The following is a 24,871-nucleotide window of genomic DNA, read 5'->3' as shown; positions in this document are numbered from 1 at the left end:
ACGGCTCCATGCGCTTACCCGTTCCCGGGGCACCCGTGGCCCGGCCCTTGGGACGCGCATCATCCCCGGCCGATCACGCGGACGTGGCCACTCGACCTGATCTCATTCCTTCAGCAAAATGGCAGATGCCGAATCTTTGCCGTTCAGGGGCGTGAATTCCGTCCCGCTGGAAGAGGGGACTCAAGGGTCGCCCATGTGCCCGTATTTTCTCCACTTCATCGTGAGCAGGGATTTACCGGAATAGATACGGCCTCAGCCCGGCGGGCTCGCCAGGGCTCCACCCGGCAGGGATGAACGCGACCGGATCGCGGTATACCCGGTTGCGATGGAGAGAGCCAGGAAAGGCGACGACCAATGGCTGACAGAGAAAAGCCGGCTGACTTGGTACTCGAAGGCGGAGGCGTCAAAGGTCTCGCCCTGGTTGGGGCGTTGTATGAGCTCGAAAAGGCCGGGTACCGGTTCGGGCGTGCCGCCGACACCCGCGTCGCCGGCACCTCCGCCGGGGCGGTGGCTGGAGCCCTGGTCGCGGCAGGCATGCCCGCAGAGCGGATGCGGCAGATCATGGGGGAGGTCGATTGGAGCAAATTCCGGGATAAATCCGCTGTGGAACGTATTCCGCTCGCCGGTAAGGGCTTCTCCCTCCTGTCCCTTCTGTTCGAGCGGGGCATATACGAGGGTGACTATCTGCGGGAATGGCTGGGAAACCAGCTGGCGGACCTGGGTGTCGAAACATTCGACGATCTGGCGCTTGAGAATCCGGCACCCTGGATGAGCGAAGATCAGCGATACAACCTGGTGGTGATGGCCACCGACGTCACCCTGGGCCAGCTGGTACGCCTGCCATGGGACTACCGGACGGTTTATGGCGTGAAAGAGCCCGGCAAGCAGCGGGTTGTCGACGCGGTCCGCGCCTCGATGTCGATCCCGTTCTTCTTCGAGCCGGTCACCATCACCAATCCCGAGACCGGACTACGTTCGACCCTGGTCGACGGCGGGGTGCTGTCCAACTTCCCGATCGACACGCTGGATCGCCCTGACGGGAAGGAGCCCCGCTGGCCCACCTTCGGCGTGAAGCTGCTGCCCGCGTTCCAGGACGACGCGCTCAAACTGCCTCTTGTCGGCACCCCCCGCGTGCCCGCGGTGCGGCTGCTGATGTCCCTCATCGGCACCGCGATCGTCGGTCACGACCAGACCCGCCTCAACCAGCCATGGGTCAAGGCCCGCACCATCGAAGTCGACACGGAGACGGTCGGCATCACCGACTTCGACCTGAGCGACCAGCAGAAGCTGCTTCTCTACAACAACGGCCGCGTGGCCGCCTCGACTTTCCTGGACAGCTGGAACTGGGACGAGTACCGCGCCCGCTATCGGCCGCCGGCAGCCCGACCTGCCCCGGCAGCCGCTGAGCGCGATCGCGTACCCGCTGGACGCCGCGCTTCGGCAGGACCGCGTCGACCGTCAAAGCGATGAACTCGCGCTCCCCGGCGGACCCGTCTCCGCGTCCTTACTGTGCCTGGTCGCCGCCCGCCCGCTCGGACGACCGACATCTGATCCGACGCATGGATTGAGCTTTTGTCGCATATGCCCTCTTTACAGTTTTCGTCAGACACTTTCCCGGGAATCGTGAGTGCGACGACATCTGGAGGGAGGCGAGCCTCATGGGCCGCGGTATCGACTACACAAGAGCCGAGTCGCTGGACGGAACCGGCCAGGAACTGACCGAGGCCGAGCGTGAGCAGCTGGAGGAACTTCTGAATGTGAATAACGAGCAAACGATAATAATTACGAAATAGATCCAGGAAATCTGCGCTACCGTCAAACTGCGCCCATCATCCCTTTCTCGCGCCTCAAATGCGGGTGAAGCAGGCAAAAGGCGCGCTGAGCTGATGCGGAAGTTGCGTGAAACCGGATGAGTAGGTCGCCGTCCGGGGTGGAGCGTGTGGTGCCGCTGCCGGAGGCCGCGAGGCGGGTGACGGCGGCGCTGGGGGAACTGGGCCTGGAGCCGGAGCTGACGGATCTGGGCCGGGGCCGCGATCCGACCGCGTGGGCGTGTCGCCTGCTCACACACGATGGGGACGTGCCGCCGATGGCCCTGGGGACGGGCAAGGGGCGGCGCGAGGAGGCCCGCGTAGGAGCGCTGTTCGAGGCGCTTGAGCACTATCTGACCGGCCCGGCCGTGTTCGATCCCGCGACCGTGGAGCTGGTCGAGGCAGCCGAGATCACGGCCGGGCCGCTGCGGGATGAGGCATCCATGGTGCTGCTGGCGCGGACCCCCGCCGAGCGTGTGGCGTGCCTGCGGTATCGCCCCCTGGGTGGAGGACCCGGGACGCCGGTGCCGCTGTTCTTGTCGGCACCCTGGTATGTGGAGACCCATGCCGGTCGGCTGCGTGAGCAGGCGGGAGACGCCTGCGACTACGCAAACCTGATGCGCTACAGCTGCAACAGCGGCTCGGCCATCGGCGTCACCGCGGATGAGGCACTGCTGCACGCGCTCAACGAGACCATCGAACGCGACGCGCTGTCCCTACTCCTGCTGCGGGCTTTCCTAGGCGCAGCCGACTTCCGCCCCGCCGTGATCGACCCGGCGACTCTCCCGACCGAGCTGGAGCGCGTACACGCGGCGACCGAGCAGCTCATCGGCTCGCCGGTGTATCTGCTGGACATCGTCAGCGACGTGGGAGTGCCCACCACGCTCGCCTACGCCGCCCCGACCCTCTCCCGGCCACACCGGCGTGGCGTGGGCACCTCGCTCAGCCCCGCCTACGCCGCCTGGCGGGCCCTCACCGAACTCCTTCAGAGCACCCTGGCGGAAACCCTGCCGTGGTCCGACGCCACACACCGTGGTGAGCTGGCGGGCCTCGCCGGCTATCCAGAGCTGTACGCATGCGGGCGCTTCGACCTCATCGATCACCTGCGGAGCGCCCGCACGGTTCCCTTCATATCGGACGGCTGGGTGCCGGAGCACCCCCGTCGCCAGCTGCGCGAGCTGTCCGCCCTCCTGACCGTGCACGGCTACACGCCTTACTGGCGGACGGTGGCCACGGTCACAGAGGAGATCACCGCGGTACACGTCATCGTGCCTGGCCTGGAGCGCTTCATGCTGATCACGGATGGCAACCTGGTCCTGCCCGGCCCCCGCGGACAGGCCGCCGCGCGCGACCGCGGTTTCTGCGGGGTGACGTCCAGACGCCCGCTTCCCCGGCGGGCCGTACGCGCCGAGCCGTACGCGTAGCTCCTAATGGTGACGTGCCTGCTGATGCCGGAGGCTTGACCTGCGCATCAGTGAATGCGCGAGGTTTTCCGCTCAATCAAGCTTTCGTTTCAGGGTTCCTTGTTACGTTCGGCCACCACGCACTCGCATGCTGGTCTTATGAGAAAGGCGGGGTGGCAACAGAGACCTGAGATCAAGACCTTGGCAGTGTCGATCTTGTTCTCGGTCTTGGCAATCTTGCTCTATCTGCTGGCGAGGAAGGTGCTGGACGCCAGACTGTCGCTGCCGAGCGAGGACCCCTGGCAAATAGGCGTGAACATCGCACAGGTCCTGGCGACCATAGCTGCCTTCGTGGCATGGGCGAACGCGTTGGCGCTGCTGTGGTCCTGGTGGCGAAGGTCGACCAAACCACCGCCCGCTCCCACCTCTGTCGACATCGACAAGGCCAAGGACGTTCTGGCCGGCTCGGTGACCGAGAAGTGGGGAGATGAGACGGTCCTGCGGTTGCTCGGGCATCCCGAGCCCATCCCGGTCCCGTGGCGATCGACCGAACATAAAGAACTAATGGACCACCCACGCCTGATCGCCAAGGGTGCCCTGAGCTTTCCCAGCCTCAGCGACCACATGGCCAACATGGCCAACGACTTCCGCGCACTGCGATGCCGGCGCCTGGTCATCATCGGCGGGCCAGGAACAGGAAAGACGACCCTGGCCGTGCAACTGCTCATGGAGCTTCTGAAAACGCGACTTCCTGGTGAGCCGGTTCCGGTACTGCTGTCCGCGGCACGCTGGGACACCGAAACCCACCCTCAACTTCATGATTGGCTGGCGGAATGCCTCAGCTCGGACTATCCCGCATTGCATGCCGAGGGCTTCGGCCCGGACACCGCAAGGACGCTGGCGACCCGCAGCGAGGTATTGCCCATTCTGGACGGGTTGGACGAGCTGCCCGCCGAAGCCCGGGCCGGGATTCTGACGGCGCTGAACCGGTCGATGTGCGACGACGATCAGCTGATCCTCACCTGCCGTACGACCGAGTTCGCGGAATCCGTCGATGCGGTCGGTGCTCTTGCTGCAGCGGCAGTCATCGAGTCATCCCCTCTTTCCGCCGAAGCGGTTGCCGACTACCTGCAGGCGTGCCTTCCTCCCCGACCCCATCACACCTGGCCTCGCGTCCTCGACGCTCTACGGGAAGGCGCCACTCCCGCCCTCGCCTGGGTCGCAGCGACGCCCCTCAAGCTCTGGCTGGTCCGCGCCGCCTACATCACCCCCCAGCAAGACCCGAGTCCGCTACTGGACCTCGGGCAGGGTGATCCTTCCACCCTGAACGATCACCTGCACGACCAACTCATCCCCGCCCTCGTCAACTCACGGCTCCCTACTGACGACCCAGCCCAGCCGTTCCGGCCCCGCCATGCCTGGAACCCCGAACACGTACGCCAATGGCTGACCTATCTATCCCAACTGCTCGACAGGGACAGCCGCGATGTGGCCTGGTGGCGCCTGGCACGGCACACCCCGACACGTTCAGTCCGATTGGCGGTCAGCCTTTCGTGTGGGCTTGTGGTGGCGATTACGATCGGCTTCCTGACAAATGCCGTAGCCAGCGCGTGCGCCAGCGTGATAGCCGGAGCGGGGGCCGGCGTCATATACGCGCTTCTCATCATGATCATTACCAGATCATGGTTCACGGAATTGCCCGGCTATGCCGTTTTCCGGCTCCATGGAAGGCTCTCGCTTCTCGTCCACCTCCTGATACCTGGGCTGATCATCGCACTCTTGACCGCACTCGTGGGGTTGCTGCTCGCAATTAGTGAAGCCGGTGCTGCACGTGCTGCAGGTGCTGCAGTCATGCTCGTGCTGGCGTGTGAGATCGTATTCGTGGCCATTTTCGGCATGACCAAGTGGGTGGAGTATCCCACCGACACGGCTACAGCACGATCTCCACGCTCAACCTGGCAGGCCGACAGAAAACTCACCCTCTTCCGGGTGCTCTGCGGTCTGATGATCGGACTCGTAGTGGGAGGCATTGCACTAAAAGCCGTACTGTCCGCACACCTTGCACTCGTAGCGCCACTCGCGCTCGTGGGCGGGCTTCTGCTGGGACTTCTGTTCGGGCTCAGGTTCGGAAGCCATCACGCGTGGCTCGCCTACAACCTGACGGTTCCCCGGCTGGCCACCGAAGGGCGGCTGCCGCTGCGGGCCATGTGCTTCCTGGACGACGCGCACCGTCTGGGCCTGCTGCGAACCGAGGGGCCTTTCTATCAGTTCCGGAACCTCGAACTCCAAAAGCACCTCTCCCGACAATGTCGCGTGGAGTCCGGTAGCGGTGAGCGGCGCCAGACGACTCCCCAACCGCCCCAGTAACACGGGGGCAGACGCTTGAATCCAAGCCCAACGATCACTGTTGAATGCCGCGCAACGCGATGACGGAGACGAGTAGGTCCGGGATCACGCGAGTCAGAGAGCCGCCGGAAGCTACGAAGGCGGTCTCGCACCCCGGAGCGAAGACCCTCCCGAGTGCGGGGAGGAACGGCGAAACCGCCCAATGCCCCGCCGGTCGGCCCCCGTGATCGGGCCATCACGACGGTCCGCCGATCGCTCACGCCGTTGCGCCGTCAGCCAGCCGCCCTGAATGCGGCACCTCAATGCGACTTCTACCGCTGGGGTTCCCATGGAGTGATCCGATCCCGGATCACTGGGAACGCTGTTCAGCTGGTGATCCACTGGGGCCGGGACCGGCAGGCCGTGCCTGCTGATGCCGGAGGCTTGACCTGCGCATCAGTGAATGCGCGAGGTTTTCCGCTCAATCAAGTCTTCATTTCAGGGTTCCTTGTTACTTTCGGTTACCGCGCACTCGCATGCTGGTCTTGTGGGAAGGACTCACCGGCAACGGAGAACTGATCCCAAGGCCTCGGTGGCAGTGGGGATCCTGTTCCTGCTCTTGGCGCTCCTGATCCTTCTGCTGGTGAAGGCGGTGCCGCTGCCGAGCGGGGAGGTCAGGCTCAAGGTCCTGAACATCGCGCAGGTCCTGGCGACGGCGACCGGCGTCGTAGGAGTGGCGAACGGGTTGGTGCAGCTGACGTCCTGGTGGCGAAGGTCGACCAAACCATCACCCGCTCCCGCCCCTGCCGACATCGACAAAGCCAAGGACGTTCTGGCCGGCCTGGTGACCGAGCAGTGGAGAAACGAGACGGTCCTGCGGTCGCTCGGGCATCCCCAGCCCATCCCGGTCCCATGGCGATCGACCGAACACGCAGAGCTCATGGACCACCCACGCCTGATCGCCAAGGGCGCCCTGAGCTTTCCCAGCCTGAGCGACCACATCGCCAACATGGCCAAAGATTTCCGCGCACTGCGATGCCGGCGTCTGGTGATCATCGGCGGGCCGGGGACGGGAAAGACGACTCTGGCCGTGCAGCTGCTCATGGAGCTTCTGAGAACGCGTCTCCCCGGTGAGCCCGTTCCGGTACTGCTGTCCGCGACACGCTGGAACACCGAAACCCACCCTCGACTCCAGGATTGGCTGGCGGAATGCCTCGGTATGGACTACCCCGCATTGCATGCCGAGGGATTCGGCCCGGACACCGCACGAGCGCTCGCGACCCGCAGCGAGGTATTGCCCATTCTGGACGGGTTGGACGAGCTGCCCGCCGAAGCCCGGGCCGGGATTCTGACGGCGCTGAACCGGTCGATGTGCGACAGCGATCAGCTGATCCTCACCTGCCGTACGACACAGTTCGCGGAATCCGTCGAAGCGGTCGGTGACGTTCTCGCCGCGGCGGCGGTCATCGAGTCACACCCTCTTTCCACCAGAGCGGCCGCCGACTATCTGCAGGCGTGCCTTCCCGCCCGCCTCCATCCCACCTGGCCGCGCGTCCTGGACGCGCTACGGCGAGGCGCCGCGCCCGCCCTCGCCGAGGTCGCGACGACACCTCTCGGGCTCTGGCTGGTCCGCGCCGCCTACATCACCTCCCGGCAGGACCCGAGTCCGCTGCTGGAGCTCGGACGGGGTGATCCATCCATCCTGAACGATCACCTGTGCGACCAGCTCATCCCCGCCCTTGTCAGCTCACGGCCTCCTGCTGACGACCCGACCGAGCCTTTCCGGCCCCGCCATGCCTGGGATCCCGAACAGGTACGCCAATGGCTGACCTACCTGTCCCAGCTGCTCGGCAGGGACAGCTATGACGTGGCCTGGTGGCGCCTGGCGCGGTACACCCCGACGCGTTCAGTCCGGACGGCGGTCAGCCTGACATGCGGACTCGTGGTGGGGATCATGATCGGCGTCCTGACGGAGATGCCCGTAGCCGGAGCGGCGACCGGCCTCATTTCCGCGATCGCCGTGATGATCATGATCAGATCATGGTTCACGGAACTGCCCGGCTATGCCGATTTCCGGCTTCACGGAAGGCTCTTGTTCATCGTCCGCTCCCTGAGGGACGGGTTGGTCGTCGGACTCCTGGGCGCCCTCGTGGGCTGGCTCATGAGTCGCGGTCAGGCCAGCGGTGCACTCATGATCGGGCTATTGTCCTGGCTCGGATTCATGTTCACAGTCGGCCTGATCCGGTGGGTGGAATATCCCACCGATACGGCCAAAGCACGATCTCCACGCTCAACCTGGCAGGCCGACAGAAACCTCACGCTCATCCGGGCACTGAGCGGACTGATCATCGGACTCATGGGGGGAGTCATCGGACTGTATGCCGGAATAAGCCCGCCGACCGCGCTCGTGGGTGGGCTTCTGCTGGGACTTCTGTTCGGGCTCATGCTCGGAAGCCATCACGCGTGGCTCGCCTACAACCTGACGGTTCCCCGGCTGGCCACCAAAGGGCGGCTGCCGCTGCGGGCCATGTGCTTCCTGGATGACGCGCACCGTCTGGGCCTGCTGCGAACCGAGGGGCCTTTCTATCAGTTCCGGAACTTCGAACTCCAAAAGCACCTTGCCCGGCAATGTCGCGTGGAGTCCGGTAGCGGTGAGCGGCGCCAGATGGCTCCCCAACCGCCCCAGTAGCACAGGGTAAGCGCCCCTTCTCTACCCATCCCGATCCCGCCAGGCCGGAGTAGTCGCGTATCGCTGACTGACCGCGGTGAAACGACCCCCGGCGAACGGTGGCGGATGCCGCGAAGATGGTGATGACCGGGAGAAGAACGACCACATCGAGATCGATTCGTCTGCTAGCGTTGCCGACATGAAGCGCGCTGCCATGACGACGACGCCGGAGAGTGTCCCGGCGCGCTGACAGATGCCTTAGTCCGAAGCCCCGGGGCGAGTGCCCCGGGGCTTCGTCGTTCGGTCACTCGCCTCACCGTCCGCGAGGAGACCACGATGCATGATCACCGCAAGCTCGGTCGCGAGCTCGGCCTGTTCGACACCGACCCCTTGATCGGCGCGGGGCTGCCGTACTGGCTGCCCGACGGCGCCCTCGTGCGGCACACCCTGGAGGAGTACATCCGCGACGCCGAGCGTCGGGCGGGCTACCGGCACGTGTACTCGCCCGTGCTGGGCAAGCGGGAGCTGTACGAGATCTCCGGGCACTGGTCGCACTACAGCGAGGACATGTTTCCCCCGATGGACCTCGGGGGAGAGCAGGTCCTCCTACGGCCGAGCCTGTGCCCCCACCACGCGCTGATCTACCGCTCCCGCTCCCACAGTTACCGCGAGTTGCCCCTGCGGATCGCCGAGTTGGGAGGGATGTATCGCTCGGAGCTGTCAGGCGTGCTCGGCGGACTGACCCGCGTACGGGCGATCCAGCTGAACGACGCGCATATCTTCTGCACCCTGGACCAGGTGGCCGGTGAGGCGACCGCGGCCCTGGAGATGATCCGCCGGGCATACGACGCCCTCGGTATCCGCCCGGCCCGCTACCGGCTCTCCCTCCCCGGGGCGGGCGGGAAGTACGTCGCCGCCCCTGAGATGTGGCAGCGGGCCGCCGCTCTGCTGACCGATGTCCTCGACCGCTCCGGCCTGGCGTACGAGGCCGCCGAGGGAGAGGCGGCGTTCTACGGTCCCAAGATCGACATCCAGATCGCCGACAGCGCCGGGCGCGAGGCCACCTTGTCCACCGTTCAGGTCGACTTCCACCAACCCGAACAGTTCGATCTGCACTACATCGGCCCAGACGGCGCCAAACATCGGCCGGTCATGGTCCACCGCAGCATCATCGGCAGCATAGAAAGGGTCGTCGCGCATCTCATCGAACTGCACGGCGGCGCCTTCCCCGCCTGGCTCTCCCCCACCCAACTGGTGGTCCTCCCCGTCTCCGACGCCGAGATGCCCCAGGCCGCGGCGCTCGTACGGCGATGCACCGACCTGGGGCTGCGCGCGCAGATCGCGGGGCCGGACGACGGCAGCCTGGGCGCCCGCGTCAGGGCCGCCCGGCTCGTGCCCTACCAGGCGGTGATCGGCGCGAAGGAGGCCGCCGACGACCAGGTGGCCCTGCGTCTGCGTGACGGACGCCGCCTGGACGCGCTGCCTGCCGCCGAGGTCCTGGCCCGCATCGGCGCTCTCGTCGACGCTCGCCGTACCGACCTGTGGGACACCGTCACCTGCTCGTAGAGACACGGGATCCGCGGAGGCCGTCGCTGCCGTCGCCGGGAGCCGGGCTAGCTATCGTGCAACACGAGCATGATGTGCTCGTTCTCGCCGTGCCAGATCGTCCCGGCGCGCTCGAAGCCGCACTTCTCCAGCAGCCGCACCGAGCCGGTGTTCCCGGTGAAGGGGTCGGCGTAGAGCGGCCGGCTCTGCTCCCGCTCCAGGAAGAGCGTCAGCGCCTTGGTGCCGATGCCTCGCCCCCAGAACCGGCGGCCGAAGCCGTATCCGATGAAGCGCCTGTCCTGCTCCCACCAGGACACGACGTTGCCGGCCGGCTCGCCGTCCACGGTGACCGTCTGCACCAGAATGGTGGAGTCCCCGAGAACCTTCGTGGCCCAGTGGGTCATGAAGACCTCCCGATCCCGGGGGGTGAACCTCGACCGCCGGACCGTCTCGGGGTCATGCTCCTGCTCGAAGAACAGCTCCAGATCGGCGTCTTCGACGTCCCTCAGCCGCACATCATCGCTCATTCCGCCCAGTCTGGTGCAGGGCGCCGACATTCCTTCCCCGGCCTTCGGCGTGTAGAGGCTGCCGGGCGGTCGCGGGACCAGGACGGGACCGTGGGTTCGGCTGATCGGGAGCCGGCACGGTCGTCGGCTTCCCGCGGCGATCTCGTCCGGCTCTCCCACGGCCTTCCCACGGCCTTCCGCGGCGGGTGTGGCGACCGGCACGGGAAGGGCTCGCCGGAAAAAAGGGGCGAGTTCGCGGCGAAACGTCGTGCGAGCGACGAAATTCCGTGAGCTAATGAATGGATAGCGAAGAGTTCAACGAAACGCCATCCAAGATACCGAGTTGGGTGCTCAAGATGATTTTCCGGCAAATGGCAGTGCTGTTCGGAGCCGACGACGACCCGCACCTGGGGGACGACTCGCACGCGCTCGACCTGGACGAATATCTGGACGAGACGGATGATCCGGACGATCTGGATGATGAATTCTGACATTCCCGACCCATCCCACCACAACGGGAATTGACATAATTTATCGCCATTTCATCGTCGACGGAATCGCGCGGATCGCCTGGGCCCCCAGCAGCTCTGCGGCAGAACCAGATCAAGAGGTTTTCTCTGCATGAAGTTCACATTGGACGACGTACGGTCGCGGACCTACAAGGCACGGGACGCCTGGTGGACGGTGTTCCTGGTGGACCCGCTCGCGGGCCGACTGGTGGTCGGGACCGCGAACCGTACCTCGATCACCCCCAACCAGATCACCTGGGGTGCCTTCCTGCTCGGCCTGGGGTCGGCCGGGTGCTTCCTGACGGCGGATCGGGCCTGGCTGCTCGCCGGGGCGGCCCTCTACCACCTGAGCTTCGTGCTCGACTGCATGGACGGGAAGATCGCCCGCCTCAAGGGCACGGGAACCGTCCTGGGCGGCTGGCTGGACTACGTCTTCGACCGGATCCGGGTGCTCACCTGCGCTTTCGCCCTGATGTGGGGGCAGTACCAGGCGACCGACCAGGCGCTCTACCTGGTCCTCGGCATCGGGATCGTCTTCCTCGACATGCTGCGCTATGTCGACGCTCTCCAGGTGGCGAAGGTCCGGCGCCAGATGCGCCGCACGCTGAAGAACGCGTACGACGAGTCGGCCACGGCCAATTCATCGTCCCTGCCTGCGCGCCTGCTCCGTGAGGACCCCGATCTGGACCTCGACCTCGATCCCGATCTCGACGCCGACGAGATCAGGCTTCGCACGCTGGACGTCGTCGACCTGCAGGAGGAGTTCCGCACACGCTTCGCCTGGTACATCGGCGTCCGCGAGTGGCTGCGCGACCACCGGGTCCGCACCCACCTGGTCAGCGGCATCGAGTTCCAGATGGCGGTGTTCATCATCGGCCCGCTGCTCGGCCTCATCGTCCCGGTCACCATCGGCGCGGCGGCCCTTCTGCTCGTCTTCGAGGCCGCGATCATGTACAAGCTCTGGCTGTCGTCCCGGGACCTCGTCCGAGCGCTCGCCGAGATCAGGGCGACGTCCGCTCAGGTGGAGGCCCCGGCCGCGAACTGAGCACTCGCCCCTCCCGCCGTGCCGTCGGGAACGGCATGTCCCTCCTGATCTTCACGCAGGTGGTGGCCGGGTTCCCCTCGTCCGTGTCGAACATCTTCCTGCTCACCCGGTCGCGCCGGTCGGTCGGCATCGGTCGCCGGTGCGTGAAGTGCGGAGTCCGGGAAAGCTACGCGGTCTGGTCGGGAAGCGTGATCGGCTCCGGTTCGCACACTCCGGGGAGGCCGCAGACCTTCTTCGCCATCTTCTTCGTCTCCCCGACGAGCGTCTTGACCGTTTCGTCGACCTGGTAGTAGTCGTCGGCGGTGAAAAGGATCAGCGCGCTCCCTCTGCGGGCGACGACGTAACGTCCTCCGCCGACCGGCTCACGCCATCCCTTGTCATAGGAATATCCCTTGACCAGCAGTGCCTCGTCGCCGACGCGGATGCTCGTGCCGACATAGCGGTGTCGCACCCCTACGAGCGCCTGCACCGGCGGCTTCCCCTTGGCACACCGCTTCACATCCACCCGGAGCCGGTCGAGCGCGGCCTTGGCGGCCTCGACGTTCCGATAGAGCACGAGTTGCTCGCTGAAATATGAGGGACCACTGGTCCCCTGCACAACGGTGCGCATCGCGACGCGGCCGTCGCGGGGCTTCTTCTTGGAGCCGCACGGGTCGAGCTCAAGCGGCCTGGACAGCTTGTCGCTGATCTCCCACCATTCTTCGAACGCCTCTACGGGGGAGAGCGACCTGGTGGCCCTGGGTTCGCTCAGCAGGAAACCCTTGGGGATCTTGATCGTCTCCGCCTGCGCCGTACCCGCCCCGCCCAGCGCGGGGACGAGCACGGGCGCCATCACTGACGCGGTCACGAACGCCGAGGCAAGTGCGGCACCTTTACCAATTTTTCCGATCATGCACTGTTCGATGCCGCGTCTCGGGAAATAGTTCGGTGCGAGATCACCCGCGGAGCCGTTACCGGCACTTGCCCTTCAGCCAGGCCCGATAGTCCTTCGTGTAGTTCGTCATCACGCTCTGCGGGGCCTGATTGAGCACGGCCTGCCACTGGAGCACGTTTCCGCTCCAGGCGGGGGCTGGCTCGTTCCAGGCCACGCTGTCGGTCCACCGGGCAGCGGATCCCTTCAGAAGCGTGGGGTGGCGCTTCGCCAGTTCCCCCTGAATCCAGGAGTCCTGCGAATAGACCAGGATCCGCTGGGATCCCTGCCGCTCCTTGATCGGATCCGAGATCTCCTTCCAGGCATTCGCCGAGTACGCGGGGGCGCTGAGGATGGCCCTCGTCTCCGGCTTGATCTCCAGCAGGGCGATCAACCCCTGGGATCGCACGTGGTCCAGCCACTGCCGGAGCGAGTAGACCTGCTCACCCTTGTACGGACCACGCGCGATGCGACGATCACGCAGGTTCCCGGCGCCGGCCGCCCACCAGATATCGGTGATGTTCTGCTTGGGACCGGTCAGCCCGTTGGTGGAGGTGTTGTGCCACATCACGGCCTTGGTCCCCTCCCGCGTGAGCTGGACGTCGGCCTCGACGCCGTCGGCTCCCCAGGCCTTCTGGTCATTGACGGCGCGGATGTTGTTGGGCTGGCGCACCTGGTCCTTCGCCCAGGCGTCCGCGCCCTCGGGGTAACCGCCATGCCCGAAGACCAGCGGGCAGGACGGCAGCGCGGCCGCCCCGGCCCGTACGCCAGAGGCCCGTACGCCGGAGGCCGCGGCGGGTGAGACGTTCACCAGTGCCCCGGCCGCGAGGGCGGCCGTCGTCACCGCCACGCCGACGGTCATCTTGGGCTTCATCATGGGCTTCTTCGCGGGCTTGTTCGCGGGCTTCATCGTGAGCGTCCTCTCCGTCCTGGTCGTCCTCTCCGCGTCGGCCATCCTCGCCCTGTTCGTCCTCACGCGTGCCCCCAAACGGAGGACGTCCGCCAAATCCGCATGGGGCAGGCTGTTGGCGGGCTCGCGGATGATCAAGGAGAACGGAGCGGACTCGGGGCGGAGCGGCCGGCGTGGCGCGGCCGGTCCGCCGCCGGCCAGGCCATGCCGTAAAGGACCGAGACCGCACCCGGCCCTGCCGCGTACCCTCGGCACGGTGCGTATCGGGACCACCGTGACGGCGCTCCCCATCGGACCACCGCCCGCCTGAATCCACCATCGCGAGGTCAGCGCCGTGCCCACCCCTGTGATCGTCATGCTCGGTGTCATCGGGGGCCTGCTGCTGCTCTGGCTGGTCCTCGTGATCTTCCTCGCGATCGTCCGGCCGAAGGGCGGCACTCTGGGTGAGGCGGTCCGCCTGCTTCCCGACCTGCTCCGCCTGGTCACCCGCCTCGCCCGCGATCCCGACCTGCCGCGCGGTGTGCGCGTGCGCCTGTGGCTGCTCCTGGCCTATCTGGCCCTGCCCATCGACCTGATCCCCGACTTCGTCCCGGTGCTCGGCTACGCGGACGACGCCATCGTGGTCGCCGCCGTGCTGCGTTCCGTCATCCGCCGGGCCGGCCCGGACGCGCTCGTACGGCACTGGCCGGGCACCCCGGACGGCCTGGCCGCGGTACTGCGTCTGGTCCGGCTCGCCGGAACGCGTCCCGGCCATGTTCCAAATCGTCGGGACCATACGCCCTAGTTAGCGGGACTTCGCACACGAGATCACCCCTATTCGGCACAATCGTTCAATTCCGGAATACCGGACCAAGGGGCGGTGACGCTCTGGCACGACACCCGTGCCGACCACATGCGGTGTGCTCATGAAAGGGAACGACATGACATCGATCTTCGATGCGTCCGCACCGGAAGGAGACGTCACCGGACGCGATCTCGGGCAGGCGGTGGAATCGCTCCTGGCCGGGTGGGCGGAACGCGCGGCTGTTCCCGTCGAGGTGTGGGCGCTGCCGACGAAGGAGGTGCCGGACGAGCTCGCCCGGCTCGCCTACCGGATCCTGGTGGACGCGCTCGCCCGCGTGGAGGACGCGCGGGAGGTCTCCGTCGCGATGACCACCGGCAGGACGCTGAGGCTGACGGTCTCCCGCGACGGCCGCACGGACACCGGCGGCACCGGCGGCCGGGGCGGCGACCAGGCCTCCACCAGGCCGAAGGCCAGGGGCAGTGCCGGGGGCAGCGCCGGGGGACGCTCCGTCCGCGGCGCCGCCGAGGCCGAGGCCGCCGCGAGCCGCCTGCGCGCCCAGGTCGCGGCGATGCGCGGGGTCTACTCCGTCGGCGTCGAGGCGAGCGAACACATGACGATCACCCTGGAGCTCCCGCTGCCCTGACCGGCGACCGGCGACCGGCGCTCGCCGTCGCTCCGGCTTTCAGTGCGGCTCCGCACGACGACCGTCGCCGCGCGTACCGGCATGGCTCGGCTATCTCGTCCAGAGCGACTCCTGGACCGTCTGGGCCAGAGCCATCAGCTCGCCGGAGACCCGGTCCGGATGCCACCCGAGCCCGTACGTCATGCGCAGGTCACCGGCGTCGAACGGCACGAAGCGCACGTCGTGGCGGCGGATCGAGCCCACGACCAGCTGCGGCACCGGCAGCAGCCCGACGCCGGCCGCGACGAGGTCGAGCGCCGCGGCGAAGTCGTCGATCTCGTCCGCCACCGCATGGAGCCGGTGCGCCCCGCCCAGCAGGCTGGCGAGCCGGGACCACATGCCACCCGGCGGGCGGTCGCGCGGCGCCAGGACGCGACGCCCGGCCAGCCGCTCCGGACGGACCGTCGCCGCCGTCGCGAGCGGATCCCCCGCCGGGACCGCCAGGTGGCCGACCGGTACGTGGAACCGCGCGGCGGTGGTGAGCCCCAGCGGGAACGGAGCCGCGAGGATCGCCGCGGACACGTCTCCGGCCTCCAGGGCGGCGGTGGCGGCGCTCCAGCCCGCGGCCCGCAGCTCCACGCCGATCGCCGGTCGGCGGCGGGCCAGCCGCCGGGCGACCCGTGCCGCGAGGCCGCCGACGAGCGGCGCGTACGCCAGCCGGATCGCCGGCCGCTGCGCCGCCGCCAGCCGGACGGCCTCGGCGCCGAAGGCGTCCGCCGTCTCCAGCAGCGCCTCCGCCCGCGGCAGGAGCGCGGCCCCGGACGGCGACAGCCGTACCTCCCGGCTGGTCCGCTCGAACAGGCGGAGCCGCAGCGCGCGTTCGAGCCGGGCGATCGCCTGGCTCATCGCCGGCTGAGACATGCCCATCTCCGCCGCCGCCCGCGAGAAGCTGCGGTGCCGCGCGACAAGCGCGAAGCACCGGATATCGCGCACGGGAGGGCTGGGATCCATGCTCCAGTATCGCCCGCTGATCCATAAGCGACGGCAATGGATCGAGCGGCCGTCGCACCCGAGGCGGTCTGGCTAGGATGCGCAGCCATGATCGAAGCCAACCATCTGCGCACCACTCGTGAGTCCTACGGTCGGCTCGCCGAAACCTACGCCGAGTTCGCCCGCCCGCTGTTCGAGCAAGAGCACCTGGACCGCGCGGCGATCGCGGCGTTCGCCGGGTTCGTACGGGCCGGAGGCGACGGCACGGTCGCCGACCTCGGCTGCGGCCCGGGGCACGTGACGGCCCACCTGCACGCGCTCGGGCTGACCGCCTTCGGCGTCGACCTGTCGCCCGAGATGATCGATCTGGCCCGCCGCACCCACCCGCACCTGCGGTTCGACGTCGGCTCGATGACCGAGCTCGACCTGGCGGACGGCGCCCTCAGCGGCGTGCTCGCCCGCTACTCGATCATCCACACGCCGCCGGAGCGGGTGCCGGAAACATTCGCCGAGTTCCACCGGGTGCTCGCCCCGGGCGGCCTCCTGCTGCTCAGCTTCCAGGCCCACGACGAGCCGACGGCGCCGCCGGAGCCGTTCGACCACCAGGTGGCGCTCGCCTACCGGTGGTCGCCGGACCACGTCGCGGGCCTGTTGCGGGAGATCGGGATGGTCGAGGTGGCCCGGCTGATCCTCGCCGGGCGCGAGGACACGAAGCGGCGCTTCCCGCAGGCGCACCTGCTGCTCCGTAAGAGCGCCGAAGCCCAGCCATAAGGAACGGCGATAGATCGGCGGCGGGACACGGCGGCGCGGGCAGGATGCGGCTCGTCCGATCCGCCCGACCGCTCCCCGCGGTCTCGTCAGGGAGTCGCCATGACCGCCGTACGCCCGTCGCCCTTCCCCGCCTCCACCGTCCTCGGCTATCCGAGGATCGGTCCGGGGCGCGAGCTGAAACACGCCCTCGAGTCCTACTGGAGCGGCCGGATCGCGTACGACGAGCTGGACAAGGTCGGCGCCCGCCTCCGCGAGGACACCTGGCGGCGGCTCCACGCCCTCGGCCTCGGCGCGTTGCCGTCCGGCACGTTCTCGTACTACGACCAGGTGCTCGACACGGCCGTGCTGTTCGACGCGGTGCCGGAGCGCTATCGGGCGCCGGCCCCCGAGGACGCCTACTTCGCAATGGCGAGGGGCGCCGCCGGGATCGCGCCGCTGCGCATGACCAAGTGGTTCGACACGAATTACCACTACATCGTGCCGGAGATCGGCCCGGACACGGCGTTCCGTCTCGCGGGCGACGCCCCTCTCGCCGAGGTACGGCAGGCCCGCGCGCTGGGCCTCGACACGCGTCCCGTCCTGCTCGGCCCGGTGACGTTCCTGCTGCTGCCGGAACCGGCCCTGGACGCCCCGGCCGGGTTTGCGCCGCTGGACCGGCTGCCCGACCTGCTCCCGGCGTACGAGCGGCTGCTGGCGGCGCTCGCCGCCGAGGGCGTCGCCTGGGTGCAGCTCGACGAGCCCGCGCTCGTGGCGGACCGCTCGGCGGAGGAACTCGCCGCCGTACGGACCGCGTACCGGCAGCTCGGCGCGGCGGCGGCCCGGCCCGCCCTGCTCGTCGCCACGTACTTCGGGGACCCGGGCGGGGCGCTGCCGGTCCTCGCCGAGACGCCCGTCGAGGCGATCGGCCTCGATCTCGTGCGCGGCTCCCTGCCCGCCCCTGACGTCGATCTGAGCGGCAAGACCATCGTCGCGGGCGTGGTGTCCGGGCGCGACGTGTGGCGGACGGACCACGACCGGGCGCTCGCCGCCCTCCTCGCCGTGCGGGAGCGCGCCGCGCAGGTCGTCGTCGGGACCTCCTGCTCCCTGCTGCACGTGCCGTACGACGTGGAGCGGGAGACCGACCTCGATCCCGCGCTGCGGGAGCGCCTCGCCTTCGCCGAGCAGAAGGTCGCCGAGGTGGTCGAGCTGGCCTCCCTCCTCACCTCCGCCCCGGACGGCGCGCGCCGAGGAGCCGGGAGCCGCGCCACCTCCTCGTCCCTCTCGCCGGAACCGGTCGCCGCCCCCCGGGAAGGCCGGAGCCCGTACGCGGTGCGCGCGGCGGCGCAGGCGGAGCACCTGCGGCTGCCTGTGCTCCCCGTCACGACGATCGGGTCGTTCCCGCAGACGGGAGAGTTGCGGGAGGCGCGCGCCGCGCTCGCCTCCGGACGGCTGGACGAGAGCGGTTACGAGTCCCTGGTCCGGGGCGAGATCGCACGGGCCATCGCGTCGCAGGAGCGGCTCGGCCTGGACGTGCTCGTGCACGGCGAACCCGAACGCAACGACATGGTGCAGTACTTCGCCGAGCACCTCGACGGCTTCGCGGTCACCCGCCACGGCTGGGTGCAGTCGTACGGCTCCCGCTGCACCCGGCCGCCGATCCTGCACGGCGACGTCCACCGCCCGGAACCGATCACCGTGCGCTGGGCGCGGTACGCCCGGTCGCTGACGGACCGGCCGGTCAAGGGGATGCTCACCGGGCCGGTCACCATCGTCGCGTGGTCGTTCGTCCGCGACGACCTGCCGCTGCGTGACGTCGTCTTCCAGGTGGCCGACGCCGTACGCGACGAGGTGCGGGATCTCGAAGCCGCGGGCGTCTCCATCATCCAGGTGGACGAGCCCGCCCTCCGTGAACTGCTGCCGCTGCGCCGCACCGCGCAGGACGGTTACCTGGCCTGGGCCGTGGACGCGTACCGACGGGCGACGTCGGGAGCGAGCGACCGGACGCAGATCCACACGCATCTGTGCTACTCCGACGCCGACGAGATCCTCGCCGCGGTCGACGCCCTGGACGCCGACGTGACCAGCGTCGAGTCGGCCCGGTCGCACGCTCGGCTGTTGCGCGAGCCCGCGGTCGGTGGGTTCGAGCGCGGGCTCGGCCCGGGTGTGTACGACATCCACTCGCCGCGCGTGCCCGACGTCGCCGAGGTCGAGGAGTCGCTCCGGGCGGCGCTGCGGGTGCTGCCCGCGCACCGGCTCTGGGTCAATCCCGACTGCGGGCTGAAAACCCGTAAATATGGGGAGGTCGAGGCGGCGCTCGCGAACGTGGTCGAGGCCGCGCACCGTCTGCGGGGAGATCACCAATGTCGTCCCCTGACCGTGGAATGACCCGACACCGAGATTAAGGTCCGGATCCGGCGTTTCCGAGCTGATATTCATGGTCGGCAGAGATCCAACAAGGCGTGTCCCCCCAGCCTTCAGGTGCACAACCACGAACATGAAGGACGGACACAGTGAGATCAGCCAAGTTGACGTTGGCCCTGGTGTCGATCGCAGCCTCAGCCTCGCTCGTCGCCTGCGGCGCGAGCTCCTCAAGCGGGTCGTCGGACACGGCGGCCTCGCCGGCCGCGGCGACGCACGGATCCGAGAAGAACGCCAAGCCCGGCAAGGTCTCGGCGAACAACGCCGCGCAGAACGAGATCACCGCGGCGCTCAAGGCGGCCGGGGTGTCCAACCCCGACCGCTGGGCGCACGAGGTGATCGAGTACCGGCCCTACGCCGCGGACGACACCAAGCTCACCTCCCTGCGCAAGAACCTGATCAAGCACAAGCCCGGCGAGAAGACCATCGACAAGATCATTTCAGTGCTGACGGTGCCGTAAGCTCGGGTGCCGCCGAACCTACCCGAAACTCCCCGAAGTTACGCGAACCTACGCGCCGCACGCCCGGACATCATGAAGCCCGGACTCCATGAGCCATGAGTCGTGAGCCCGTCAGGGCGCCTGGCGTAGAACGCTCTCACAGGGAAGGAAATCCCTGTGACCGCAAGTCGCCGGCGGCTCCGGCGGACGACGGACCGCTACCAGTGGGAGAAAGACCGCGCACTCCTGTCCGAGGACGAGCGGCGCCGGGCCGGCGCGGCCGAACGGGACACCGGGCTGACCCGTGAAGAGCTGGAGTTCTCCACGGAGTTCGGCTCGGTCCCGGCCGATGCTGAGCTGGCCCGGTGGTTCGGCGTTCCCGAGGGCACGCGGATGCTGTGCCGCTCGTACCAGACCCGGGCGCGCGGGGAGAGCGCGCCGCTGAGCCTGGCCAGATCCTGGCTCGTGTACGACATGGTGGCCGCCAATCCCGCTCTCCTGTCGCCGGAGAACGAGCCCTGGCCGGGCGGGACGCCGCACCAGCTCTCCACGATCGGCATCGAGATCGACCGCGTCGTGGACGAGGTCACCGTACGGCTCCCACGTCCCAAGGAGGCGGAGATCCTCGACGTGGCCGGCGACCTGCCTGTACTGGTGCTCCGCAAGACCTCGATCGACACCATGGGACGCGTGGTCGAGGTGGCCGAGTGCGTCCTTCCCGGCGATCGGACCGAGATCGTCTCCACGACCCGGCTGGCCCCCTGGCCCAGGCGCGATCGGTAACGAGCCGGTGGCGTTTCTCTTCCGGCATTGCCCCCGTGAAACGTCCCCTCCTATAAAGCCTCTCGTCGTATGACGTGGAGGCGGGCATGGAGAAGGAACGACGCGACCCCGCGGCCGAGGAGCTCGGGGGAGCTGGGGAAGCGACGACGGTGGCGGCCTCGGGTGCGGCGTCGGGCGTAACAATGGGAGCGGCGACGGGAGCGGCGTTGGCCGCCGCACTGTGTTCCGGGCTACTGACCGGCGCCGTCGCTCGCCTGCTCATGCGGGCGATCGCGGTCACCATCGGCACCGAGAGCGCCTTCTCGCTCGCCGGAACGGCCGGGATCTTCATCGTCTTCGCCGTGCTGGCCCTACCGGCCGCCGCGACCGCGACCGCGCGTCCCGCCGTACGGCGCGCGGGCCGGTGGGTCACCGCGGCGGTGACGGGGTGGGCCGCGGCACGAACCGGCTTCGCGGACGCGCAGGCGCTCCTGCTCGCTGACGACGGGCGGCTGCCGCTGCTCGCCGCGCTCGCCACGGCCTTCGGCGTGCTGGTCGTGGCCCACGGGTGGCTCGCGCAGCGCCTCGCCCGGCGCCTGGCACAGCGCCTGACGCGCAACTGAGGTGGCGTGCCGAGACCACGTACGTGAGACGGCATGCCTGCGGTGGCGGGTCTGAGTTGGCGGGCCTGAGGGCGGGCCTGAGGTGGCAGTACATGGCCCAGCGTGGTGAGGCCGCGGCCTGGCAGGACCTCCTGGTCCTGTGCCTCTGCCGGGCCGGGAAGTGCGATCTGCCCTGGTCGATAGCATCGGAGCCATGACGCCATCCGAGGCCGGTCGGGACGTGTTCCGCACGCGGCCCGCGCGAGCGCGATGGCGCACGTTCGGCGTGCTGAGCGCGATCGCGGTCGGCGGAGGGCTGGGCAGCATCGCGCGCTATCTCGTGGGCTCCGCCGTGCCAGCGGGGACGAGCGGCTTCCCGTGGGGCACGCTGGTGGCCAACGTGACCGGCTGCTTCGCGCTGGGCGCGCTGATGGTGTTCGTCCTCCAGGTGTGGCCGCCGCGCCGGTACGTCCGGCCGTTCCTGGGCGTGGGGTTCCTCGGCGGGTACACCACCTTCTCCACCGTCACGGTCGAGATCACGCGACTGCCCGCGCCGACGGCGGCGGCCTACGCGACGGCCAGCCTCGCCGCCGGGCTGACCGCGGTCTGGTGCGGCATGGCGATCGCCCGCCTCGCCGCCCGCGTCCCGGCACGGCGGAGCGCCCGCGAGGAGGCGAGATGAGACTGCACGGCGACGCCTGCCGGTTGACGATCTACATCGGTGAGACCGACCAGTACCATCACCGGCCGCTCTACACCGAGATCGTGCACCGCGCGCACAGGAAGGGCCTGGCGGGGGCCAGCGTGTTCCGGGGCATCGAGGGATTCGGTGCGTCCTCGCTCATCCACACCAGCAGGCTGCTCTCCATCGGCGAGGACCTGCCGCTGGCGATCGTCATCGTGGACACCGAGGAACGGATCACCGATTTCGTGTCGGATCTGGACGAGCTCCTCACCGAGGGGCTGGTCACCGTGGAGCCGGTCGAGGTCTACCGCTACGTCGGGCGCCGGGCGTGACCCTCCTGCTGATCTTCCTCGGCGGCGCGGTGGGCGCACCCACGAGATATCTGATCGACCGGATGGTCCAGCGGTGGCACGACACCGTGTTCCCGTGGGGGACGTTCGCGGTCAACGTCTTCGGCTCGTTCGTTCTCGGCTTCCTCGTCGGGGCCCAACCCGGCGACATGATCGCGACCCTGGCCGGGACCGGCTTCTGCGGCGCGCTGACGACGTTCAGCACCTTCGGCTTCGAGACCGTGCGGCTGCTTGAGGAGGGCTCGTTCGCGGAGGCGGCCATGAACGCCGTCGGCAGCCTGCTGCTCGGCGTCCTCGCCGCGTTCGGCGGGTACGGTCTGGCCGTACAGGTTCTATGAGATCTGGGGTTCCGCGCAGAAGACGGTGCCGTCGCCGGAGATCGTGACCGGCCCCTCGGAAGCGGGGACGTACACCGAGTCGCCGGGCCGCAGCTTCACCTCGTCTCCGGCCTGGACCACACCGTCAACGCAGAGCAGGATCCGCGGCAGCGCTCCGGGCAGCGTGCGGCCGGTGCCCGACATGATCCTCCGGAGCAGGAACTCGGGACAGGGCGGCACGTAGGCGTCCTCGTCCGGCTCGACCGGCAGCGGAACGGCGGAGGCGTCAGTGATCCGCAGCAGCTCGTCCACGTCAATGGGCTTGCCGGTCAGGCCGGCGCGCAGCACGTTGTCCGAACTCCCCATGATCTCGACACCGAACCCGGAGATGTAACAGTGGAGCACGCCCGCCCCGAGGTACATCGCCTGGCCGGGTTCGAGCTCGTGCCTGCGCATCAGCAGCGGCGCGAGGACCACGGGATCCTCGGGATACAGCCGGGCCAGCCGCTCGATCAGCTCGAAGTCCGGCTGCTGGACGGCCGAGGCGGCCCACGCGATCGACCTGACCAGCTCCGCCCGGGAGCCGGGGAGGTCGAGCAGCACGCGCAACCCGCCGAGCATGTCGCCATCGGCCAGCCGTTCGACAACGGGGTTCAGCGCCGGCACGCCGAGCCGCTCGACCAGCGTCGCGGCCTGCTCGGGGGCGCGCAGGCCGGCGAGCGCGGAGAACGGCGTGAGCGCGCAGATCAGCTCCGGCTTCGGCCAGGGGTCGCAGTAGTTCCGGTCTCCCCTGGCGTAGCCGTCCGCCGCCTGTTCCGCAGTCGGATGCACCTGGAGGGAGAGCGGGCGGTCCACCGCGATCAGCTTCAGCAGGTACGGCAGGCGCTCGCCGAACCGCTCGACCGACGGCCGTCCCAGCTCGGACACCGGGTCGGCGGCGATCGCGTCGATGAGGGTCAGCTCGGTCCCGTCCCGCCTGAGCCGCGACGGGCCGGAGGGGTGGGCGCCGAACCACATCTCGGCCTCGGGACCCGACGCGGCCCTCCCGGTCAGCCCCGCGATGGCGGTACGGGAGCCCCAGGGGTAGGGCTTGATCGGGTTGGTCAGCAGATCCATCTCGACTTCCTCGTTGGTGGGGGAGGCCGGGCTCACTCTGCCCTGACACGCTCAACGACGAATGAACCCGGGCTGAACCCCATGAACATTCCTCGCTCGTCGGTCGATCCGCACCGTCGTGAACGGCCAATGTTACCGAGAGATCCCACGTTTTCCGTCTCATCTCCGGTGTCGTCACGGCCGCCCGCCTCACCGCAGCACCGCCCTACCCTGCTAGACGATCAATTCCTAATTGATCACCTAGCCCGCCAGCGGCCATCGTTGATCGCCGCGTACGCCGCTGGCCATCGACTGGCCACCGGCACCCATCATTGACCGCTGCCCCTCACTACTTGCCCCTGGGACTGACGGCGCTGCTGCTGACTATTGATCACGGATGGCCATCGTCAACCAGCACCGTCACCGACTGGCCCATCGTTGACCGCCGTCGAGCATGGTTGATCAGCAGCGATCCGCGGTCGTCGTCGGCGGTCGTCGTCGGCGGTTGCCGGTGATCGTTGGCGCTGGTCATTGGTGGTCGACGGTGGTGGTGGTTGCCGACGTCGGTGGTTGCCGACGTCGTTGGCGGCGTTGACGGTGGTGGTGGTGGCCGGCGTCGGCGGTTGCCGGCGTCGGCGGTTGGTGGTTGGTGGTTGGTGATCAGCGTCTGCTCACCCAGGGCCGGGCACGCAATTTGGGATAGCGATGGAACCGCATGGACACAGTGCCGTCGCCCTGATCGATGATCTCGACCTTGTCCGGATGACGGGATTTCCACTTGTTGTCCGGCGCACACAACGGAGCCAGGTTGTCCAGATCGGTGCGACCGGTGGGATACCAGGGCTCGATGTGGTCGATCTCCGTCAGATAGGCGGGAACGTCACACCCCTCACGGCAGCAGGTGCCGTACTTGGCGATGATCGCCTCCCGCTGGTCGGCCGAAGCCAGACGGCGGGAGCGACCGAAGTCGGTGACGATCCCCCGCGCGTCACGCAACACCCGGCGCAGCTCGGCGCTGTAGGCCATCCGGCGGGCGTCGGCAGCCGGGATCGGGGTGCCATCCTCCAGATGGGCGGGCTGATCGGACTCACCGGTCAGGGTCTGCTCGGTAACCGACACATGCATGACCGTGCGGCGTCCGCCCTCCGAGAGGCGGATGGCCAGGGCGTCGGCCATCCGCCGGGCGTGGCTGCGAGTGTCGGCGCTGTCGGTCTTGACGGCCAACGGCTCCAGCCACGTTTTGAGCTGCATCTTCAGCTCAGGATCCAGCAGGCCGCTGACGCGGCCCATCCCGTCGAAAGTGTCGGCGATCGTCAGGTGCTGGCGCTCGGTCTTGGCCGCGGCCCGGGCCAGACGCCCCTCAGGATCGATGGTCTCGAAAATCGCCTGCCCCGCACGGGCGACATCCTCGACCGTACTGGCGGAAG

Annotated in this window: 24 protein-coding genes; 17 read left to right on the top strand and 7 right to left on the bottom strand. The window is 68.4% G+C overall.

What is annotated here, in order from left to right:
- Positions 1-354 precede the first annotated feature (354 nt).
- From QSK17_RS21520 to thrS, 5 genes are all read left to right on the top strand, one after another.
- Positions 355-1,470 carry a patatin-like phospholipase family protein gene (locus QSK17_RS21520; RefSeq protein WP_285706805.1) on the top strand — a complete coding sequence of 372 codons (1,116 nt, stop codon included), beginning with the start codon at positions 355-357 and terminating at the stop codon, positions 1,468-1,470.
- A gap of 472 nt (positions 1,471-1,942) precedes the next feature.
- The gene (locus QSK17_RS21515; protein ID WP_285706804.1) at positions 1,943-3,232 is read left to right on the top strand and encodes a YcaO-like family protein; all 1,290 of its coding nucleotides are present in this window, start codon (positions 1,943-1,945) and stop codon (positions 3,230-3,232) included.
- A 186-nt stretch (positions 3,233-3,418) separates the two neighbouring features.
- Positions 3,419-5,578, top strand: a complete 2,160-nt coding sequence (locus tag QSK17_RS21510; RefSeq protein WP_285706803.1) for an NACHT domain-containing protein — start codon at positions 3,419-3,421, stop codon at positions 5,576-5,578.
- A 550-nt stretch (positions 5,579-6,128) separates the two neighbouring features.
- Positions 6,129-8,225, top strand: coding sequence for an NACHT domain-containing protein (locus QSK17_RS21505; protein ID WP_285706801.1), 2,097 nt, complete (start codon positions 6,129-6,131; stop codon positions 8,223-8,225).
- Between the two features lie 225 nt (positions 8,226-8,450).
- Positions 8,451-9,770, top strand: coding sequence for a threonine--tRNA ligase (gene thrS / locus QSK17_RS21500; RefSeq protein WP_285706972.1), 1,320 nt, complete (start codon positions 8,451-8,453; stop codon positions 9,768-9,770).
- A gap of 47 nt (positions 9,771-9,817) precedes the next feature.
- Here thrS and QSK17_RS21495 read toward each other — a convergent pair whose 3' ends face one another.
- On the bottom strand, positions 9,818-10,276 hold the full coding sequence (locus QSK17_RS21495) for a GNAT family N-acetyltransferase (RefSeq protein ID WP_285706800.1): 459 nt from the start codon (positions 10,274-10,276) through the stop codon (positions 9,818-9,820).
- Positions 10,277-10,554: 278 nt separating this feature from the next.
- Between QSK17_RS21495 and QSK17_RS21490 the strand changes: the two genes are divergently transcribed.
- Positions 10,555-10,746 (top strand): hypothetical protein, encoded by a 192-nt coding sequence (locus tag QSK17_RS21490; protein ID WP_285706799.1) that lies wholly within the window; start codon positions 10,555-10,557, stop codon positions 10,744-10,746.
- A gap of 130 nt (positions 10,747-10,876) precedes the next feature.
- Positions 10,877-11,809 (top strand): CDP-alcohol phosphatidyltransferase family protein, encoded by a 933-nt coding sequence (locus tag QSK17_RS21485; RefSeq protein WP_285706798.1) that lies wholly within the window; start codon positions 10,877-10,879, stop codon positions 11,807-11,809.
- Between the two features lie 166 nt (positions 11,810-11,975).
- On the opposite strand, the gene QSK17_RS21480 is transcribed toward QSK17_RS21485, so the two are convergent.
- Positions 11,976-12,656, bottom strand: a complete 681-nt coding sequence (locus QSK17_RS21480) for a hypothetical protein (RefSeq protein WP_285706797.1) — start codon at positions 12,654-12,656, stop codon at positions 11,976-11,978.
- Between the two features lie 103 nt (positions 12,657-12,759).
- Complete coding sequence (locus QSK17_RS21475) at positions 12,760-13,695, bottom strand: glycerophosphodiester phosphodiesterase (protein WP_285706796.1); 936 nt, start codon at positions 13,693-13,695, stop codon at positions 12,760-12,762.
- Positions 13,696-13,963: 268 nt separating this feature from the next.
- On the opposite strand from QSK17_RS21475, the gene QSK17_RS21470 reads away from it, so the two are divergent.
- On the top strand, positions 13,964-14,413 hold the full coding sequence (locus tag QSK17_RS21470; protein WP_285706795.1) for a YkvA family protein: 450 nt from the start codon (positions 13,964-13,966) through the stop codon (positions 14,411-14,413).
- Between the two features lie 136 nt (positions 14,414-14,549).
- On the top strand, positions 14,550-15,056 hold the full coding sequence (locus tag QSK17_RS21465; RefSeq protein ID WP_285706794.1) for a hypothetical protein: 507 nt from the start codon (positions 14,550-14,552) through the stop codon (positions 15,054-15,056).
- 90 nt (positions 15,057-15,146) lie between these two features.
- On the opposite strand, the gene QSK17_RS21460 is transcribed toward QSK17_RS21465, so the two are convergent.
- On the bottom strand, positions 15,147-16,046 hold the full coding sequence (locus QSK17_RS21460) for a LysR family transcriptional regulator (RefSeq protein WP_285706793.1): 900 nt from the start codon (positions 16,044-16,046) through the stop codon (positions 15,147-15,149).
- A gap of 87 nt (positions 16,047-16,133) precedes the next feature.
- Here QSK17_RS21460 and QSK17_RS21455 point away from each other — a divergent pair, with 87 nt between their 5' ends.
- The 8 genes from QSK17_RS21455 to crcB all read left to right on the top strand — a co-directional run bounded on the left by QSK17_RS21455 (position 16,134) and on the right by crcB (position 22,370).
- The gene (locus QSK17_RS21455; protein WP_285706792.1) at positions 16,134-16,796 is read left to right on the top strand and encodes a class I SAM-dependent methyltransferase; all 663 of its coding nucleotides are present in this window, start codon (positions 16,134-16,136) and stop codon (positions 16,794-16,796) included.
- Positions 16,797-16,895: 99 nt separating this feature from the next.
- The gene (gene metE / locus QSK17_RS21450) at positions 16,896-19,160 is read left to right on the top strand and encodes a 5-methyltetrahydropteroyltriglutamate--homocysteine S-methyltransferase (RefSeq protein ID WP_285706791.1); all 2,265 of its coding nucleotides are present in this window, start codon (positions 16,896-16,898) and stop codon (positions 19,158-19,160) included.
- 155 nt (positions 19,161-19,315) lie between these two features.
- Positions 19,316-19,654 (top strand): hypothetical protein, encoded by a 339-nt coding sequence (locus QSK17_RS21445; RefSeq protein WP_285706790.1) that lies wholly within the window; start codon positions 19,316-19,318, stop codon positions 19,652-19,654.
- 156 nt (positions 19,655-19,810) lie between these two features.
- On the top strand, positions 19,811-20,416 hold the full coding sequence (locus QSK17_RS21440; protein ID WP_285706789.1) for a UTRA domain-containing protein: 606 nt from the start codon (positions 19,811-19,813) through the stop codon (positions 20,414-20,416).
- A gap of 86 nt (positions 20,417-20,502) precedes the next feature.
- Positions 20,503-21,018, top strand: coding sequence for a hypothetical protein (locus QSK17_RS21435; RefSeq protein ID WP_285706788.1), 516 nt, complete (start codon positions 20,503-20,505; stop codon positions 21,016-21,018).
- Positions 21,019-21,211: 193 nt separating this feature from the next.
- Complete coding sequence (locus tag QSK17_RS21430; protein WP_285706786.1) at positions 21,212-21,679, top strand: fluoride efflux transporter FluC; 468 nt, start codon at positions 21,212-21,214, stop codon at positions 21,677-21,679.
- Positions 21,676-22,014: a DUF190 domain-containing protein gene (locus QSK17_RS21425; RefSeq protein ID WP_285706784.1), complete on the top strand. Its 339-nt coding sequence runs from the start codon at positions 21,676-21,678 to the stop codon at positions 22,012-22,014. The genes QSK17_RS21430 and QSK17_RS21425 overlap by 4 nt, the downstream gene beginning before the upstream one ends.
- Positions 22,011-22,370, top strand: a complete 360-nt coding sequence (gene crcB, locus QSK17_RS21420; RefSeq protein ID WP_285706782.1) for a fluoride efflux transporter CrcB — start codon at positions 22,011-22,013, stop codon at positions 22,368-22,370. The genes QSK17_RS21425 and crcB overlap by 4 nt, the downstream gene beginning before the upstream one ends.
- Here the strand turns inward: crcB and manA are convergent.
- The 3 genes from manA to QSK17_RS21405 all read right to left on the bottom strand — a co-directional run.
- The gene (gene manA, locus QSK17_RS21415; protein ID WP_285706781.1) at positions 22,365-23,465 is read right to left on the bottom strand and encodes a mannose-6-phosphate isomerase, class I; all 1,101 of its coding nucleotides are present in this window, start codon (positions 23,463-23,465) and stop codon (positions 22,365-22,367) included. The two genes, crcB and manA, sit on opposite strands and share 6 nt — an antisense overlap.
- Positions 23,466-23,835: 370 nt before the next feature.
- Positions 23,836-23,976 carry a hypothetical protein gene (locus QSK17_RS21410; protein ID WP_285706780.1) on the bottom strand — a complete coding sequence of 47 codons (141 nt, stop codon included), beginning with the start codon at positions 23,974-23,976 and terminating at the stop codon, positions 23,836-23,838.
- A gap of 128 nt (positions 23,977-24,104) precedes the next feature.
- Positions 24,105-24,871, bottom strand: a 767-nt coding sequence (locus QSK17_RS21405) for an HNH endonuclease signature motif containing protein (RefSeq protein WP_285706777.1), incomplete at its 5' end; no start/stop codon positions are given.

Origin of the sequence: Microtetraspora sp. NBRC 16547 (assembly GCF_030268965.1) — a bacterium.
Taxonomy (GTDB): Bacteria; Actinomycetota; Actinomycetes; order Streptosporangiales; family Streptosporangiaceae; genus Microtetraspora.
The sequence above is the reverse complement of the archived record's forward strand: the minus strand, read 5'-3'. Positions and strand labels throughout refer to the sequence as shown.